The organism is Arthrobacter sp. NicSoilB8 (genome assembly GCF_019977355.1).
In the GTDB taxonomy this organism is placed as follows: Bacteria; Actinomycetota; Actinomycetes; order Actinomycetales; family Micrococcaceae; genus Arthrobacter.
On sequence record NZ_AP024655.1, the window covers coordinates 4241350 to 4257459 of the forward strand.

The window sequence follows — 16110 nt, forward strand, 5'->3', positions numbered from 1 at the left end:
GGCCATCTCCTATTGCGCGAAGTTGACGCGGGCGTCGGTGATTGCGCTGGACTCAAGGCCGTACTTGCCGAGCACCGTGCGATAGGAATCGCTGGTGACCACAGCGGAGAGCGCTGCGCCAACGGACTTGACCAGGCCGGAGTCCTTCGGCAAGCCGACCCCGACCGCCGCGAAGTCATACGTGGCGGCGACTTCGACTTGTGAATTCTGCGCGGAGGCGAAGTTCAGGATGGGTTGATCGGCCAGCACTGCGTCCAGCCGGCCGCTGGTGAGAGCAGAGATGGCTTGCCGCGTGTCTTGGAACTCGCTTGTTTGGATCTGCTCCTTTCCGGCCGCGCTGCAGGCTTTGTTGGTTTTCGGGACGTTGACCGTCAGCTGGTAGGACCCGGTCAGGAGTCCGACCTTTTTGCCGCACAGGGATCCTTCACTGTCGATCCCCAGAGGGTTGCCTGTAGTTACGGCAATGGCGGTGCCCATCTGCATGTAGTCAACGAAGTCCAGGACCTCCATGCGCTTTTCCGTGGGCGTCATCGAGGAGACGGTCATGTCGTACCTGCCGGCGGCGATGCCCGGGATGATCGAGTCGAAGTTGGCCACCTGGATCTCCACCTTCACCCCCAAGGCCTGGCCGATCAGGCGCGCAATGTCCGGGTTGGTCCCGGTCATCTCCTGCGTTCCTTCACGGTAGAACTGTGTCGGAGGCTCGTTGGTGGGGATGGCAACGCGCAGGACCTTTGTTGATTTGATTGAGTCCGGGAGCAGCTGTGCGGCGGCCTCGTTGACCGCGAGGGCCGGGACTCCGGTGCCGGATCCGGGGGAGTCTCCCGACGGCGTCGACGGTGAGGTGGCGGTGCTCGGCGCGCAGGCGGTGGCCGCGAACAGGAGTGCCGTCGCGGCCACGACGGCCGGGATGCCGCGCTGAATGAGCTTCTTGGGAGGGGTTGAGGCGGGGGTGTTCATCAGGGGATCCTCGTATCGGAGTAGGCCAGCTCGGCTGCGGGAGACTGGCTCGCGGAATATTGGGCAGGAGGGAATTCGGTGGGAAGTGTGCAGGTGTTGGCCTCGCTGCGGTGCCGGATCAGGTCCCGGCCCTCGTCACGCAGCTCTTGGATCGTGGAGACTCCGAGCAGCATCATGGTGCGCGTCATTTCCGCTGCCAGCAGCTTCAGGACGTGGGCAACGCCTGCCTGGCCGGCCGCGGCAAGTCCGTAGAGATACGGGCGGCCGATCGAGCAGGCGTCGGCGCCGAGAGCCAGTGCCTTCACGACGTCGGAGCCGCGGCGGATGCCGCCGTCGACGATGATTTCTACCCGGCCGGCCGTCGCCTCGACGATTTCGGGCAGGACGTCCAGAGCCGAGGCCATGTGGTCCAGCTGCCTGCCGCCGTGGTTGCTGACCTGGATGGCGTCGATGCCGAGGTCGGCAGCCATGACGGCGTCCCTGGGGTTGACGACCCCTTTGAGAATGATGGGGCCGTTCCACCGCGTCCTGAGGTCCCGGAGGTCGTCCCAGTCCGTCGGTTCGTACTGCCCCGCCAGCAGCGTCCGCCACATGTCGGGGGTGCTGGAGAGCGGGCCTTCAGGAATCTCGGCGTCCAGGTTCGGGAAAGCAATCGCATCGTTGGCCAGGAAACCAAGAGCCCACCGGGGGTGCAGCGCCCCTTCGATGACGGTCTTGGGCTTGATGGACGGCGGCGCGGTGAATCCGTTGCGGTAATCGCGTTCCCTGTGACCGATGGCCCGGCAGTCGACGTTGACCACAAGCGCTTCGTAACCGGCGTTCGAGACCCGGTCCAGGACGGCCTGCAGGAGGCCCTTGTCCGCCGTGGGCTCGAGGTTGAACCATCGCCGCAGCCCGGGGGCAGCGGCGCTGACATGCTCCATGGTGGTCGTGCTCAGGTGTGCGAGCCCGTAGGGAATGCCCGCCTCAAAGGCAGCGCGGGCTACGGCGGTCTCGCCGTCGGGGTGGAACAGCCTGGTGCCGCCGGTTGGGGACAGTGTCAGCGGCATCGCAACCGGCCCGCCCAGAAGGGTTGAGCCGAGCTTCAGGTGCTCCACCGATCCCCACTTCGGAAGGAAGGCCCAGTCGTCAAAGGACGTCCGGTTGCGCCGCAGGGAGACCTCGTCCTCGCCGCCGCCCTCGATGTAGTCGAACACACTCCCGGGGAGGCGCCTGGCAGCCAGTTTCCTCATATCCTCAACGCTGTAGCAGCGCCGCGACAGCCGCTCCGCCACGGACCGGGCGGGCCCTTGCACCGCGGCCAGAGACCTGATGTCTTTGATTCTCATTACAGGGGTCCTCTATTTCTGCGGGGAAACCTCGATCAACTTCGTCCCTCCATGGTGACGAAGATCTCCCCTGCTCTACATGTGAATTCCTCCAAAAGAATCAAATTTGGCCTGTGATATCGTCCACGTATGGACCTAGGGGAACAGCCTGTTAGTGAGCTCGACCAGACCGTCGCGGTGGTGCGGTTGTCGGACTGCATCCACCTCATGCAGGCCGATCTCGTGCACGCCAATCCGGCTCCGGACACCCTCGGGCATCCCGTCTCGGACGTCCTCATGTATGACCCCATGGACGAATGGACGACTGTCGAGAATCGGATCATCCTGGCGGTCGGGCTTAGCTGCGGATCGCCCGATTTCGACCAGCTGCTGCACCGGGCGTCGAACAGCAACGCGGCCGCCGTGATCGTCAAAGCCCATGGGGCGCCGCTTGAGCAGTTGCGTTCCGCCGCGGTCAGCCACAGCCTCGCGGTCCTCATCGCACCGGACAACGCGGATTGGACGCGGCTCGTGGCACTGGCCAGGGCGTCCGTCATGGGTGCGGCCGTTGACTCCGTCTCAGGGGTCCGGCTTGGGGATCTCTACGCATTCGCCAACGCTGCTGCATCCATCACCAATGGAGCAGCCAGCATCGTGGACCCGCTCGGACGGGTGCTGGGATATTCAACCCTGCCGGGCCAGCCCATCGACGAATTGCGCCGCGTCACCACCCTCTCCCTTCAGGAGACCACCCCGCCCGCATTCGATGCAGACTTCAAGATCGTCTATGCGTCAGCAGGTGCGGTGCTGATCCCCGCAGTCAATGATGAGATGGCGAGACTGGCCCTTGCCGTGAGAGCCGGGGGTGAGCTGCTCGGCTCGATCTGGGTCATCGACCCGGGCGAAGTCCAGCGGGAGGCGGCCCTGGAAGCCCTCAACAGGATGGCAGCGCTGGCCGGGCTGCACATGCTCCATGCCCGTTCGGCGTCCGATTTCGGGGAACGACGGAACGGGGACTTGATCCGCACGCTCATGGACGACACCGTCCATGCGTCCTTCGCCGCGGCCCAGCTGGGGCTCGATGCTGACCGTGGGCTCGCGGTCGCGGCTTTTTCAATTGTCCGTCCCGAAACCGGGAGCCTGGAGTCGGTGCGTGAAATCCATCGGCTGTTGCACCTTGTCACGACCGTCTGCAATATCCAGTTCAAAACGAGCCACAGTGCCCTCATTGGTTCGGTTGTCTATGCCCTGCTGCCCTGCCAGGGAACCACCCCCCGGGCCGTGCATCGGCGGGTGGCCCAGGAAATCGGGACGTACGCCCACACGATCAGCACCTACCCGGTCATCGCCTCCGTCGGAGGCGTCGCGCCCCGGGTAGAGGACCTGCCTCGATCCAGATCAGAAGCGCTGCAAACACTGCAATATCTGCTCCACCAGCACTCGGAGATGCCGGGCAATAATGATGGACGGGTCTCCGTCACCGGGCTTTTCGAGGACCACCGCATCCCGCTCAACCTCTTGAAAATCAGGGCATTCATCGACGACAACGGACTTGCCGATCTCGACGACATCGCCACGATCCAGGCCCATGACGCCGAGCAGCAGACCGACTACCTGGAAACCCTGCGGGCCTACCTGACGTCGAATGGAAACATCTCCGCGATGGCAGCACGACTCCACGTGCACAACAACACCGTCCGCTATCGGGTGGGACGCCTGGTCAAGGACTTCGACCTCGATCTTGACGACCCGCAGAAGCGGCTATGGCTCTGGCTACGCCTGACAACCATGGATCTCACTCCAAAGGCAACACCGACGCAGCCTGGACAGGCTCAGAACAACGCCGTTGAGGCCCCTGGGCCGTAAGGCGCCGCTACGGCTGGGCCGCAGCGGCGGGCGCGGCAGCCGGAGGCCAGGCCTGGTCGAGCCGTTTGATCCGCCGGTACGCGACCCGCACGAACCGCACCCCGTTGGAGGCGATGCTGACCACGCCGAAGAAGGCGAAGCCGAAAACCGGATCCCCTGCCTCGGCGATCCTCAGCACGGCTATTCCGGCGAGGAAGTAGATGCTGGCTTCCACGGTGTTCACGCCCAGCGAGAGCAGGCTCAGGCCGCGGGTCGACGCGCTGGCCAGCCCCTCGTACGCCGCCGGGATGGCGTAGAACAGCGTCGATACGCCCAGCATGAGCCCGAGGGCATCCTGCACGGGCATGAAGAACCCGGCTCCGATCGTGGCGAGGGCAAGGACCGCCGCCGAGCCGACCCCGGCCAGGACAATTTCGCGCCGCTTCCGTGCCCCGGTCCTGGCCACTTGCCTGCAGAGGAAGGCGTGGATCACGATCCACAGAGTGTTGGCAGCCAGCACCCACCAGCTCTGCACAATCACCGCCAGGGCCAGCCAGCCCAGTCCGGTGCCGGCGAGGACACCCAGGCTCATTCCGCTGACGCCGTCGCTGGTCCCGGTGCGCTGCACGCGCAGGAGCGCGGGAATTGACCGGATGAGTTCGACGGCGATCAGGACCAGCCCGGCAAGGGCGGCGGACACATCGGCGGACAACTGGCTCCTTCAGGTTCCTGCGACCAGTGCGCAGTTGAAGCCACCCTAGCCGAGCCGGCCGCCGCCGAGGTCGTCGGAAAGCTGCATGGTCGCCGGAGGCGCCGAGCATACGGAGACCATGCAGGTTTCCCGCAAATCCGGCCCTCAGGACTTTGGACAGATGCCGGGAACGGTCCGCCCGCCTACCATTGAGCATGGCCAGTGCCATCGCCCCCGAAGTGGGGAGCACGGAAGCGAGCACAGATCCGTCATGGAGCTGACGGCCGTAGTGCTCATCACCACCGTCCTGTTCGCCTGGACGCTGGTTTCGGTGCGGCTGCAGCAGGCGGACCTGACCGCTCCGATTGTCTTCACCGCGGTCGGCACGGCCTTGGCCGGCTTCGGGCTGGTCAATCACTCCTCGCCACCGCCGGGGATCACCCCGGTCGTCGAAGTCACTCTCGTGTGGGTGCTCTTCTCCGACGCCGCCCGCCTGCCCCTCCAGCAGCTGCGCCGGGACGTGGGCCGCTACGTGCGGCTGCTGGGAGTCGGCCTGCCCCTGACGATTGTGTTCGGGTGGGTCCTGGCCGCCTGGTTCTTCCCACAGTTCGGGCTGTGGCTGGCCCTCCTCGTCGGCGCGGCGCTGGCCCCTACCGACGCCGCACTCGGGGTCCCCGTGGTGACCAACCCGGCCGTCCCGTCGCGGATCCGCCAGCTGATCACGGTCGAGAGCGGCCTCAACGACGGCATCGCCACCCCGGTGGTCATGCTCGCGATTGCCGGCGCGGCCGCCGCGGCAGGTCTGGAGAGCGCCGAAAGCCCCGGCAGCGCGGCCGTCGAGCTGCTCATCGGCGCCGGCGCGGGGGCAGCGATCGGCGCCGGGGGCGGGTGGCTCCTGCGGCTGGCCCGCCGGAGCGGAAGCGCCGCCGAGGACTTCGCCGGCATCGGAGTCCTTGCCCTGAGCCTGCTCGCCTACACCGCCTCCCTCGCGGTGGGCGGCAACGGATTCGTCGCCGCGTTCTGCGCCGGACTGGCGTTCGGCACCTGCGCCGGTGAACGGGCACCGGCCGAACTGGTCTTCGTGGAGCAGATGAGCGGCCTGGTGTCACTGCTCGTCTGGCTGGCCTTCGGAGCCATCACCATTCCGACAATGCTGGCGCACTTCGTCCCCCTGACCCTCGTGTACGCCGTGCTCAGCCTCACGGTGATGCGCATGCTGCCGGTGGCACTGGCCTCGATCGGCGCCGGCCTGGACCGGAACACCATCTTGTTCGTGGGATGGTTCGGCCCGCGCGGCCTGGCGTCCCTCGTGTTCGCGCTGCTGGCACTGGAAGCGCTTGGAGCAGTGTCAGATCAGGCTGTGGCCGTCATCGCGGCCACCGTCCTGCTCAGCGTCCTGGCCCACGGCCTCACCGCCGCCCCGCTGGCCGCCCGGTACGGCCGGGCCGCTGCCGCAGCTGGGCCGGAACCCGGCGGGCCGGTGCCGGTCGCTCCCGCTCCCGCCCGGGGCCTGAGCCGCAAGCACACGCCCGCCGAGCGTTTTCGGCCGAAGCGGGGCCGCGCTTAGCCCGCACCCGCCCCCGGACACCCGCCGCCGTTCGCATCACACCGGACGCCGCCGCCTGACGCCTGACCCCGCGGGCCGGACGCCTGTGATGAGTCTCACGCGCAATTTTCGCCATCTGGCTTGAGCCGCCTGCACGGCGCTGTGCACTATGGAAAGGCAAGGCAGGGAACACGATTCCCCGCCCACGCAGCCCTGACATTCCTGCGACGCTACGCGTCCGCAGTGGACCAGGGGCACCCATTCTGGTGGACGCAATGAGGCCAAACCGGTGAGCTCGCAGAGCTGCCCAAGGTCTCAGGCGTTCCTGGTTTGGCCCACGGCGGCTCCGCATCGGTGCGGCAGCCGGACCTCCGGATTCACGAATGGAAGCACTGAACAATGACGTTTGAAACTGCCAACTCCGTAACCCACAAGCTCTGGGACCGTTCCACCATGCACCACGAGCTGGACGCCCTGATCCACGATCTCTCGGAGCGCCACAACACCCCCAAGAGCAACATCGCGGTCCACGCCAGCGGACCCGGCACCTTCACGCTGAGCCTGAACCACGGCGCAGCAAACCTTGAGGCAGTTTCCGCCTAGCAACCACCACGACGACGGCGGGAGTCACCTCCCGCCGTCGTCGTGCCGGGAAAGTTCAAACACGCCGCAGCCAAACCCGCCCGCGCGGGCCACGCCGCCGTTGAAGCGTGCGCCGTTGCCGAAGAGCCGCCGGGCCGTCGCATTTGCAAGGGCTTCTATCCGTTGGGCGCCCATGGGTGGTCCGCGGACGGGTGGCCCGCGACCAGATCGAGCAGTACCCTGATCCCGCGCGCCTTGGCTTCCCGGACCAAAGCGGCCATGTCCTCGCGGGAACCGTAGCGGGGTCTCCTGGTGATGTTTCGAAGGATAGCCGGAGCACAGGTTCCTAGGCCGTTAAGCGCACGGTGAGCGGGCCGAGTTCTGCAGATCCTGGCGGATTCGCCCCCTTCCGGGAGCAGGTGATCGCCGCGGCGCGGTTGGAGTAGGCGGCGAGTGCGTGCAGCTGCTCCGGGCTGAGCGTCTGCAACCGGTGTCTTTCGTCCGTACCGAGCGCGTCGAGTTGGGCGAGCCCGGAGATGAGCCCCGCCATGAAGGAGTCGCCGGCGCCCACCGTATCTGCCACAGTGATGGGTTCGGCCGGCATCTCCGCGCGCCCGTTCCGGGAGAGGATGACCGGGCCGGAGGCTCCGCGTGTCAGGGCCACGAGCGCCGGGCCGAGTTCCAGCCAGGCCTCCAGGGTTGCATCCGGGGTCCGGTCCGGGTAGAGCCAGCTCAGGTCTTCGTCGCTGGCTTTGACGATGTCGCTGGCCGCCACGAAAAGCTCCGCCTGGCTGCGCGCCGCGGCCGCGTCCGGACTGAGCGCCGGCCGGCAGTTGGGGTCGTAGCTGATGGTCGCATGCTCACGGGCGGCCTGCACGAGGGCAAGAGTCGCCAGATTCCCCGGCGGGAGCACAGCCGCGATTGACCCCGCGTGGACGTGCGTGGAACCTTCGACGGCGGCGAGGGCAGGCGGCGCGGCCCCGCCGATTTCCCAGGTGATGGAGAAGGTGTAGTCGGCGGCGCCGTCGGGACCGAGCGTGGCGAGGGCTGTCGACGTCGGCGTGGTTCCACCGTTGATCACCCGGACCCGGTTCTCCTGCAGATGTTTGTCGATCATGAGCCCGTACCGGTCATCGGTGTAGTGGGTCACCAGGGATGTCTGCAGGCCAAGGCGTGCGGCCCCCACCGCCACATTGAGGGGGCTTCCGCCCGGGTGGGCCTGGATCGCCTCCGGCCGAAGGGGGTCGCTGATGATGTCGACAAGGGACTCGCCGATGACGGTCAGGATGGTGTTCCCCTCAGCCCGGCTGGACGTGGATGGGGTGTCATGTGCTGGCATGGCTGCTTCCTTGCAGTGGGTGGCGGGCGTCAGCGGCCCGGATAAACGACGGCCTTGAGCTGCCCGGGCTGTTTGCCTGCCTTGAGCGCTTCCTCGGACTCGGCGAGGGCGAACCTGCCGGTGACCAGGATGTCCAGGTCCACTTTGCCGTCCGCGATCAGCTGGATGGCCAGCGGCCAGGTGTTGGTGTAGCGGAAGACGCCGGAGAGCCAGATTTCCCGGTTCTGGATGTAGGAGACGGGGAGTTCGACGTCGTCGGCCCCGAGCCCCACCAGGATGACCCGGCCGGCCGGTCCCACGGCTTTGATCCCGGAACGGACGGCCTGCGGGGCGCCGGAGGCGTCGATGAAGGCATCGACGTCGAGCCCTTCGACGCTGTCCGTCCTGGCGTTCAGGGCATGGGTGGCCCCGTGTTCGAGCGCGAAGGCGAGCCGGTCGTCGGCGATGTCGGTGATGTGGATTTCGGTGGCGCCGAAAGCACGGGCCGCCTGGGCGGCGATGATGCCGATGGGGCCGGCGCCGGCGATCAGCACGCGGCTGCCGGGCTTGATCTGGGCGCGTTCGCAGGCCCAGAGACCGACGGAGAGCGGTTCGATCAGGGCGGCGGCTTCGTCGCTGACGCTGTCCGGGATGTCGTAGGCGAAGTCGCTCTGGATGGTCACGTATTCGGCGAAGGCGCCGTCGATCGGCGGCGTCGCGTAGAACTCGATGTCGGGGCACAGGTTGTAGCGGCCGGCCTTGCACTGCTTGCAGGTGCGGCAGGGCCGCTGGGGTTCGACGGCGACGCGCTGGCCGATGCGGGCGGGGTCCACGGCGCTTCCGACGGCGGCGATGCGTCCGGAGAGCTCGTGGCCGAGGATCAGCGGGTGGTCCACGACGTAGTCGCCGATCCGGCCGTGCTCGTAGTAGTGGACGTCGCTGCCGCAGACGCCGACGGCGGCGACCTGCACCAGGACCTGGTCCGCGTCCAGCTGCGGAACGGACAAGGTTTCCATGGCCATGTCGCCCTGGCGCTTGAGGACGGCGGCGCGCATCGTGGCGGGTACCTCCGGGTGTCCGGGGGTGCGGGACTGTGCGGTTGAGGTTGTCATCGAAGGAATCCTTTACGAATCGGAGGGGCGGGGCCGGTTACTTGACGGCGCCGAGGGAGAGCCCTTGGACGAGTTTGTCCTGGGCGGCGAAGCCGGCGAAGAGCACGGGCAGGGAGATCACGACGGCGGCGGCGCAGACCTTGGCGAGGAACAGGCCCTGGCCTGAGACGAAGCCGGTGAGGAAGACCGGGGCGGTGCCGGCGACGACGCCGGTGAGGACCCGGGCGAGGAGGAGTTCGTTCCAGCTGAAGATGAAGCAGATCAGGGCGGTGGCGGCGATGCCGGGCATCGCGACGGGGGCGACGACCTTCCGGAGCGTCAGCAGCAGGCCCGCGCCGTCGATCTGGGAGGCCTCGAGCATTTCAACGGGCACTTCGTCGAGGAAGGAGCGCATCATCCACACGGCGATGGGCAGGTTCATCGACGTGTACATCAGGCCCAGGAACCAGATATTGTCCAGCGCCCCCGCGGATTTGGCGAAAAGGTAGAGCGGCAGAACCGCCGCGACCACGGGCATCATCTTCGTGGAGAGGAAGAAGAACAGAACGTCGGTCCACTTCTTCACCGGCCGGATGGACAGGGCGTACGCGGCCGGGATGGCCAGCAGCAGCACCAGCACGGTGGAGAAGATCGAGGCGGTGGCGGAGTTGATCAGCGACGGCCACGGGCTGACACCGGACGTTGCGCCGAAGAACTCCTTATAGGCGTCCAGGTTAAGGTCGGCGGCGATGGAGGGCGGGTTCGTCGCGGCGTCAACTTCCGAGTGGAACGAGGTCAGGATCATCCACAACACCGGTACCGCGAACAGCAGGGCCAGCAGCCAGGCCGCGATCCCGGCTGCCGTGTTATTGCGGGTGGGATCCATGCGGGACTTGCCGCGGCGCCGGGAACCGGTGGTGCGTGCGGGCGGTGTGGGGACGGATGATGTGGGTTCGGCCGGGGTGAGGGTGCTCATCGTGCTGCCTCCTTCTTGAAGAGCGAGAACACGGTGCGGAGTGCGAAGGTCGCCACGATGATGGAGCCAATGACCACCACGACGCCGGCGGCGGAAGCCAGGCCGTATTCGTTGGCGTAGTAGAACGTCTCGTAGATGGCGTAGGGCAGGTTGGCCGTGCCCAGGCCGCCGGAGGTGATGACGAAGGTCGCGTCGAAGTTCTGCACGATGTAGATGGCGCCGAGCAGTCCGCCCAGTTCCAGGTACTGGCGCAGGTGCGGCAGCGTGAGGTGGCGGAAAATCGCCCAGGGAGTGGCGCCGTCCATCTGGGCAGCTTCGACGGTGTCCATCGGACGGGACTGCAGACCGGCGAGCAGGATCAGCATCATGAACGGCGTCCACTGCCAGACCAGCGAGAGGATGATGGCCATCAGGGGCGCCGAGGACAGCAGGTCCGGCTGGGGCGGGGTATCGGAGCCGAACAGCGCCCAGATCCAGGTCAGGGTGCCGTTGATCAGGCCGTACACGGGGTTGAGAATGGCATGCTTCCAAATGAGCGCCGCAGCGACCGGAACGATGAGGAACGGTGCGATCAGCATGGTTCGGGCCAGTCCGCGGCCGATGAACTTCTTGTCCAGCAGCAGGGCCAGGCCCAGGCCAAGGAGCAGGCTGACCAGAACCACCGAGACCGTCTCGATGATGGTGACCATGATGGCCTGCAGGAAGTAGGGATCGCCCAGGATCTGGACGTAGTTCCCGATGCCGGCGAAGCCGGTCTTGGACGGGCTCAGGCTGTTCCAGTTCAGAAAGGAAATGATCAGGGTCGCCACGAACGGGAGCTGGGTGACGATGATGAGGAAGACCAAGGCCGGCAGCAGCGGTGCGCGCCGTGCCCAGGCCACGGCGCGTTCCCGCGCCCTGGCGTTCCTGGAAGGTTTGGCTGTGCTGCTCCCGTGCCGGGAGACGCGCGCCGTTGCGGTAGTCATGATGTTCTCCTGCGCTTCGGTGATGTGCGGTTCGGTGATGGCGTTCGGTGGTGTTACTTGTACTTGTCGCCGACTTTTTGGGCGGCTTCCTGGCCCTTGGCCACCGCGTCCGCGACCGAGCCCTGGCCGGCAATGGCGGAGCTCACGCCTTGGGAGACCCTGGTGCCAAGGGCGGCGAATTCGGGAATGCCGACAAACTGGATGCCGACAGCCGGCCGCGGCTGGACCCCAGGGTTCTTCGGGTCGGCGTTCTCGATGGCAAAGCGTTCGGCCTTGAAGAACGGCGCGGCCTGCTGGAACTCGGTGTTCTCATAGGTGGAGATGCGCTTGCCGGACGGGACCTTGGACCAGCCGAGCTGGGCTGCGACCAGTTCCTCGTACTTCTTGGAACTGGCCCAGGCGATGAACTTCCCGGCAGCGTCCTGTTTCTTGGAGGCCGCCTGCATGGCCCAGGACCAGGTCCACAGCCAGCCCGAGGACTTGGTCTCCTTCACCGGGGCCTGGGCGTAACCGATCTTGCCCTTCACCGGGGAGTCGTTCGCTTCCAGGGCGCCGGCGGCGGAGGTGGCGTCGTACCACATGGCGACTTTGCTCTGGCTCATGTTGGTCAGGCACTCAGTAAACCCGGCCTGCGCGGCCCCCGCTTCACCGTGGTCGCGCACTAGTTTGGTGTAGAAATCAACAGCCGCGGTGAATTCCGGGGCGTTGACCTTCGCGTTCCAGTCCTTGTCGAACCAGGTCCCGCCAAAAGTGTTCACCACGGTGGTCAGGGGTGCGAAGACCTGGCCCCAGCCGGGCTGGCCGCGCAGGCAGATCCCCTTCATCCCCGGCACTGCCCCGTCAACCTTGGCAGCAAGATCGGCAACCTGGTCCCACGTCGGCTTCTCCGGCATCGTCAGGCCCTTAGCGTCGAAAATGTCCTTCCGGTACATCAGGAAGGAGGACTCCCCGTAGAACGGCTCGCCATAGAGCTTGCCATCCTTGCCGGTCAGCGACGCGGTGTAGGCCGGAAGGATGTCCGCCTGGTTGAACTCCGCGTCCTTGGCCACGTTGTCCAGCGGCGCCAGCCAGCCGTTGGCGGAATAGAACGGAATCTCGTAGTTCGACAGTGATGCGACGTCGTACAGGCCGGCCTGGCTCGAGAATTCCTGGCTGATCTTGGCCCGGACATCATTCTCCGGCAGGACCGTGTAGTTCACCTTAATGCCGGTGTCCTTGGTGAAGTTATCAGCAGTCAGCCGCTGCAGGTCCTCCATCTGCGGGTTGTTCACCATCAGGACACTGATGGTGTTCGGGTCGCCGGCGGAGTTGCCTCCGCCGGCACCTGCGCAGGCCGAGGCGCTAAGCGCCACGCACAGGGCGCCTGCGGCCAGTGCGGCGACGCGTATTTTTGCGCGCATTCAAAGACTCCTTTGTTCTTCAGGGGATGCAATGCGCCCTGCACTCCGACTGCTGTGTCGGGGTGCGGCGCCGGAAACGGGACTTGGGCTGGAAGCCGGGGTGCCTCGCTGATGTTCCTCAAGATTAGGCCTGTGCGATAGGACACAACTAGCGCCGTGGTTGCCAGATTCTGATACTAATTTTCCTGACCGTCCCCCGGCAGGGCGCTACTCTGGGAGAAGGCAGCCAAAGATGCTGTCCATATTTCATAACCCCGGGAGGACAACGATGACCACGGTGGAGTCCGGCGACGGCGCAGGGATCAATGACAGCGCAGCGGCCCGGCTTGCGGAGAGACTGCTGGGCATGCGCGCTAACCGTGAGGTCATTCCGGAAGACCCGAACCACTCAGTCCGGTGGCACGAGCACGACTATCCCAGCCCGGTGGCACGGTGGAACTATCATCCCGAATACGAGCTGCACCTGATCCGGAAAGGCACCGGAAAGTTCATTGTGGGAGACCACATCGGCACGTTCGAGGCCGGGCACGTCGCTTTGGTGGGCTCGGGACTGCCGCACGACTGGGTCAGCGACCTCCAGCCCGGAGAAGTCATCCAGGGCAGGGATGCCCTCATCCAGTTCGACGGAAAATGGGTCGAACAGGCTGCGTCGATCATTCCGGAAATGGCCGAGGTGAAGCCCCTGCTGGAACAGTCCTCCCGCGGGATCGAGTTCCTGGGACGATCAGCCGAGGCTGCCGCCGCGTCCATCGACGCGATGGGTGCCTCCACCGGTTTGGAGCGGCTGCACCACCTTTTTGAGCTCCTCACCGTTCTTGCCCGTGCACCGCAGGAGGACCGGCGCTACCTGGCCGACGAATGGTTCAGGCCCCAACTTGACGGCCAGGCCGCGGCCGTGGTGGACCTCGTCCTGGAGTACGTCTTCAGCAATCACGCCGGCAGCGTCAAGATGTCCGAGGCCGCGGCGCTGGTAGGCATGTCGGAGCCGACGTTTTCGAAATACTTCAAGCGCGCCACCGGCCAGAACTTCAGTGACCTGGTCCGCAAACTTCGGCTCGCCCATGCGCGGCGCCTGCTGGAGCATAGCGACAAAGCCATCTCCGACATTTGCTATGAAGTGGGCTTCTCAAACCTGTCCAATTTCAACCGGCACTTCCTCAACGACGCCGGCGAAACCCCGCGCCACTACCGCCAGCGGGTACAGGCCTGACGGTCAGACGCCGTTCGGCCAGGCCCATTTACGGTGCCGGGTACCTTTACGCCTGGACAATGCGGCGGGGCTTGCCGTCCATTTTCAGGGATAGGTCGGTATCGCGATGTACTGGTTGATGTTCGTGGACTGGAAGGCTGCGAACTTGAGAGTCTCCTGGCCGCCCCCCGGATCTCCCACCACTACGGTCTGGTTGCCGGAATTTACGCCCAGCAATGCGTAGGAATGGTCGGACACGAGCTTGCCGTCGGAGTTGGAGGTCCCCAGCGTTACGAGGCCGTTGGTGAAGTCCTGCTGCATCTGCTCAAAGCTGACTCCCGTCATGGGGCCGCCGGGGTTGCGGTCGACGCCGACCTTGCCGGTGATGGCATAGAGGGCATTATGCACATCGTGATCCTGGGCGTTGCTGAGATCGGTGCCATCGATGCCCTTGTAGCTGTTGCCGTTCGCGGCCGCCCAGCCTTTCTCAATGATCGCCGCCCAGGAGACGTTCTTGCCGCCAATATTTTCGATGCCGTTTTCGTAGGGTTTGCCGCGGCGATACGGAAGATCACCGTTGACCGTCACCGTGACCGGATTGGGTACTCCGTCATATTTGCTATGGAATGAAATGGTGTACGTGCCGTCGCCATTGTCATGGATCATGTTCAGAATAGTGTCGGGCTCCCGCGCGGCGACAGTCAGCAAGGCTGCCAGGAAATAGCAGTCGCCGGCGTCGCCCTGCGCGATATTCTTCAGGTCTCCGGAGATATCCGGTTTCCCCGCACCATCAACGGCAAAGAGCACCTGGTTCGGGACTCTCTGGAAGGTCGCACCCTTCACCGCGGGGTTACTCCTTGGAGGCGCGGATGCTCCCGGCGTGGAGGTGGGGCCTGGAAATGGCGTAAAGGCTGTTCGGGGAATGAAAATTAGCGCAATTCCGACAATTACCAGCACGGCAATCAGTGAGTAAATGCCGATGGCGCGCAATTTAGCCGGCCTGGATACTGCACGTTTCACTTTACGTGCCCTCCCATTCTGCGCGTTCCCGCCCGGGCGGCGTCATCGCCGCGGCATGGTCCGACGGCGCCCTCGCCGTCGGCCTCCTCGTACTTGAGCTATTCATCCGGTCATAAACAGCTTGCCGCGGGCAACCAGATCCGCACAAGGACCGGCGGTTGATTCACAGTCAAAATCCATGGAAGTCACAGCGGGGGTGCCGCCTGGGCGCGGCCCTTGAGGCAGTTACCGCCCGGCAGACACGCCGACGACGGCGGGAGTCACCTCCCGCCGTCGTGCACGCAGTTCCCTCCGCCAGCCGCCGCGGCGCCTCAATTGGGCAGCACGCCGCGCACCCATGGAGTTCAACAGCGGGGAAACTTAGCCCTGCACGGCACTGTCGAGGTCGGTTCGGATCTTGTCCATCGTCTTGCGCTTGCTGATCACATGGCTGACGGCGCCTTTCTATTAGGCTGAATCTCACACGCGAGGGGCAGGAGGCGAAGTGGCCGGAACGACAGTGGCCGAGGTGCTGGCCGAATTGGCCGCGCTTGAGGACCCGAAGATTCGCTTGGTGAACGAGAAACACGGTGACGATCACGGTGTGAATCTCAGCAAACTGCGCGCAGTCGCGAAACAGCTCAAGACGCAGCAGGAACTAGCGCGGCAGCTCTGGGAGACGGATGACACCGCGGCGAGGCTGCTGGCGATCCTGATCTGCCGCCCGAAGGCGTTTGAGCGTGACGAGCTGGACGTCATGGTGCGCGAGGCGCGCACTGCCAAGGTGCACGACTGGCTCGTGAACTACGTCGTGAAGAAGAATCCGCACTCCGAAGAGCTGCGCCTGGCCTGGTCCGCCGATCCGGATCCGGCAGTTGCAAGTGCCGGCTGGGCACTGACCACCGAACGCGTGGCAAAGGACCCCGAGGGCCTGGACCTGCCAGGACTGCTCGATGTCATCGAGGCGGAGATGAAGGACGCGCCGGATCGCCTGCAGTGGGCGATGAACCACTGCCTGGCTCAGATCGGGATCGAGCACGCAGCGCACCGCGCCCGTGCGATCGACATCGGCGAGCGCCTGGAGGTACTCAAGGACTACCCGACTCCCCCGAACTGCACGTCTCCGTTCGCGCCCATCTGGATCACCGAGGTGGTGCGCCGACAGCAGGATTAGGCAGAACGAGGGCCGGGCAACGCGGCCCGGGGCGTGCACCCAGCGAACGACACATCTGGTCCCCGCC

At 65.6% G+C, this 16110-nt stretch carries 15 protein-coding genes; 5 read left to right on the forward strand and 10 right to left on the reverse strand.

The window, feature by feature from the left end; all coding sequences use genetic code 11:
- Positions 1-9: 9 nt before the first annotated feature.
- A complete protein-coding gene (locus tag LDO15_RS19160) occupies positions 10-960 on the reverse strand; it encodes an ABC transporter substrate-binding protein (protein WP_223981260.1) in 951 nt (316 codons plus the stop codon).
- The gene (locus LDO15_RS19165; protein WP_223981262.1) at positions 960-2288 is read right to left on the reverse strand and encodes an alpha-hydroxy acid oxidase; all 1329 of its coding nucleotides are present in this window, start codon (positions 2286-2288) and stop codon (positions 960-962) included. Before LDO15_RS19165 ends, LDO15_RS19160 begins: the two co-directional genes overlap by 1 nt.
- Positions 2289-2417: 129 nt before the next feature.
- On the opposite strand from LDO15_RS19165, the gene LDO15_RS19170 reads away from it, so the two are divergent.
- Entirely contained in the window at positions 2418-4133 is a 1716-nt protein-coding gene (locus LDO15_RS19170) for a helix-turn-helix domain-containing protein (protein ID WP_223981264.1), read from the forward strand.
- 7 nt (positions 4134-4140) lie between these two features.
- Here the strand turns inward: LDO15_RS19170 and LDO15_RS19175 are convergent, their stop codons facing one another.
- The gene (locus LDO15_RS19175) at positions 4141-4824 is read right to left on the reverse strand and encodes a hypothetical protein (RefSeq protein WP_223981266.1); all 684 of its coding nucleotides are present in this window, start codon (positions 4822-4824) and stop codon (positions 4141-4143) included.
- Between the two features lie 250 nt (positions 4825-5074).
- On the opposite strand from LDO15_RS19175, the gene LDO15_RS19180 reads away from it, so the two are divergent.
- A complete protein-coding gene (locus LDO15_RS19180; RefSeq protein ID WP_223981269.1) occupies positions 5075-6370 on the forward strand; it encodes a cation:proton antiporter in 1296 nt (431 codons plus the stop codon).
- A gap of 378 nt (positions 6371-6748) precedes the next feature.
- Positions 6749-6952: a hypothetical protein gene (locus LDO15_RS19185; RefSeq protein ID WP_091253184.1), complete on the forward strand. Its 204-nt coding sequence runs from the start codon at positions 6749-6751 to the stop codon at positions 6950-6952.
- Between the two features lie 155 nt (positions 6953-7107).
- Here LDO15_RS19185 and LDO15_RS19190 read toward each other — a convergent pair whose 3' ends face one another.
- The 6 genes from LDO15_RS19190 to LDO15_RS19215 form a co-directional block, all read right to left on the reverse strand.
- Positions 7108-7212 carry an alpha-amylase family glycosyl hydrolase gene (locus tag LDO15_RS19190; protein ID WP_263428278.1) on the reverse strand — a complete coding sequence of 35 codons (105 nt, stop codon included), beginning with the start codon at positions 7210-7212 and terminating at the stop codon, positions 7108-7110.
- A 65-nt stretch (positions 7213-7277) separates the two neighbouring features.
- Positions 7278-8270, reverse strand: a complete 993-nt coding sequence (locus LDO15_RS19195; protein WP_223981272.1) for a carbohydrate kinase — start codon at positions 8268-8270, stop codon at positions 7278-7280.
- Positions 8271-8299: 29 nt separating this feature from the next.
- Entirely contained in the window at positions 8300-9361 is a 1062-nt protein-coding gene (locus tag LDO15_RS19200) for an NAD(P)-dependent alcohol dehydrogenase (protein WP_223981274.1), read from the reverse strand.
- A 37-nt stretch (positions 9362-9398) separates the two neighbouring features.
- On the reverse strand, positions 9399-10316 hold the full coding sequence (locus tag LDO15_RS19205) for a carbohydrate ABC transporter permease (protein WP_223981276.1): 918 nt from the start codon (positions 10314-10316) through the stop codon (positions 9399-9401).
- Positions 10313-11281 carry a sugar ABC transporter permease gene (locus LDO15_RS19210; protein ID WP_223981278.1) on the reverse strand — a complete coding sequence of 323 codons (969 nt, stop codon included), beginning with the start codon at positions 11279-11281 and terminating at the stop codon, positions 10313-10315. Before LDO15_RS19210 ends, LDO15_RS19205 begins: the two co-directional genes overlap by 4 nt.
- A gap of 53 nt (positions 11282-11334) precedes the next feature.
- Positions 11335-12681 (reverse strand): sugar ABC transporter substrate-binding protein, encoded by a 1347-nt coding sequence (locus tag LDO15_RS19215; RefSeq protein ID WP_223981280.1) that lies wholly within the window; start codon positions 12679-12681, stop codon positions 11335-11337.
- Positions 12682-12949: 268 nt separating this feature from the next.
- Between LDO15_RS19215 and LDO15_RS19220 the strand changes: the two genes are divergently transcribed.
- On the forward strand, positions 12950-13891 hold the full coding sequence (locus LDO15_RS19220; RefSeq protein ID WP_223981282.1) for an AraC family transcriptional regulator: 942 nt from the start codon (positions 12950-12952) through the stop codon (positions 13889-13891).
- An 84-nt stretch (positions 13892-13975) separates the two neighbouring features.
- Here the strand turns inward: LDO15_RS19220 and LDO15_RS19225 are convergent, their stop codons facing one another.
- Positions 13976-14890 (reverse strand): C2 family cysteine protease, encoded by a 915-nt coding sequence (locus LDO15_RS19225; RefSeq protein WP_223981284.1) that lies wholly within the window; start codon positions 14888-14890, stop codon positions 13976-13978.
- 484 nt (positions 14891-15374) lie between these two features.
- Here LDO15_RS19225 and LDO15_RS19230 point away from each other — a divergent pair, with 484 nt between their 5' ends.
- Positions 15375-16043: a DNA alkylation repair protein gene (locus LDO15_RS19230; protein ID WP_223981286.1), complete on the forward strand. Its 669-nt coding sequence runs from the start codon at positions 15375-15377 to the stop codon at positions 16041-16043.
- Positions 16044-16110: the final 67 nt, after the last annotated feature.

What these genes read in the sequence shown, in the direction of transcription:
- LDO15_RS19195 (WP_223981272.1), bottom strand. Translation starts at nt 8,270, where the DNA reads ATGCCAGCACATGACACCCCATCCACGTCCAGCCGGGCTGAGGGGAAC.
- LDO15_RS19220 (WP_223981282.1), top strand. Translation starts at nt 12,950, where the DNA reads ATGACCACGGTGGAGTCCGGCGACGGCGCAGGGATCAATGACAGCGCA.
- LDO15_RS19165 (WP_223981262.1), bottom strand. Translation starts at nt 2,288, where the DNA reads ATGAGAATCAAAGACATCAGGTCTCTGGCCGCGGTGCAAGGGCCCGCC.
- LDO15_RS19190 (WP_263428278.1), bottom strand. Translation starts at nt 7,212, where the DNA reads ATGGCCGCTTTGGTCCGGGAAGCCAAGGCGCGCGGGATCAGGGTACTG.
- LDO15_RS19160 (WP_223981260.1), bottom strand. Translation starts at nt 960, where the DNA reads ATGAACACCCCCGCCTCAACCCCTCCCAAGAAGCTCATTCAGCGCGGC.
- LDO15_RS19200 (WP_223981274.1), bottom strand. Translation starts at nt 9,361, where the DNA reads ATGACAACCTCAACCGCACAGTCCCGCACCCCCGGACACCCGGAGGTA.
- LDO15_RS19180 (WP_223981269.1), top strand. Translation starts at nt 5,075, where the DNA reads ATGGAGCTGACGGCCGTAGTGCTCATCACCACCGTCCTGTTCGCCTGG.
- LDO15_RS19210 (WP_223981278.1), bottom strand. Translation starts at nt 11,281, where the DNA reads ATGACTACCGCAACGGCGCGCGTCTCCCGGCACGGGAGCAGCACAGCC.
- LDO15_RS19170 (WP_223981264.1), top strand. Translation starts at nt 2,418, where the DNA reads ATGGACCTAGGGGAACAGCCTGTTAGTGAGCTCGACCAGACCGTCGCG.
- LDO15_RS19205 (WP_223981276.1), bottom strand. Translation starts at nt 10,316, where the DNA reads ATGAGCACCCTCACCCCGGCCGAACCCACATCATCCGTCCCCACACCG.
- LDO15_RS19185 (WP_091253184.1), top strand. Translation starts at nt 6,749, where the DNA reads ATGACGTTTGAAACTGCCAACTCCGTAACCCACAAGCTCTGGGACCGT.
- LDO15_RS19215 (WP_223981280.1), bottom strand. Translation starts at nt 12,681, where the DNA reads ATGCGCGCAAAAATACGCGTCGCCGCACTGGCCGCAGGCGCCCTGTGC.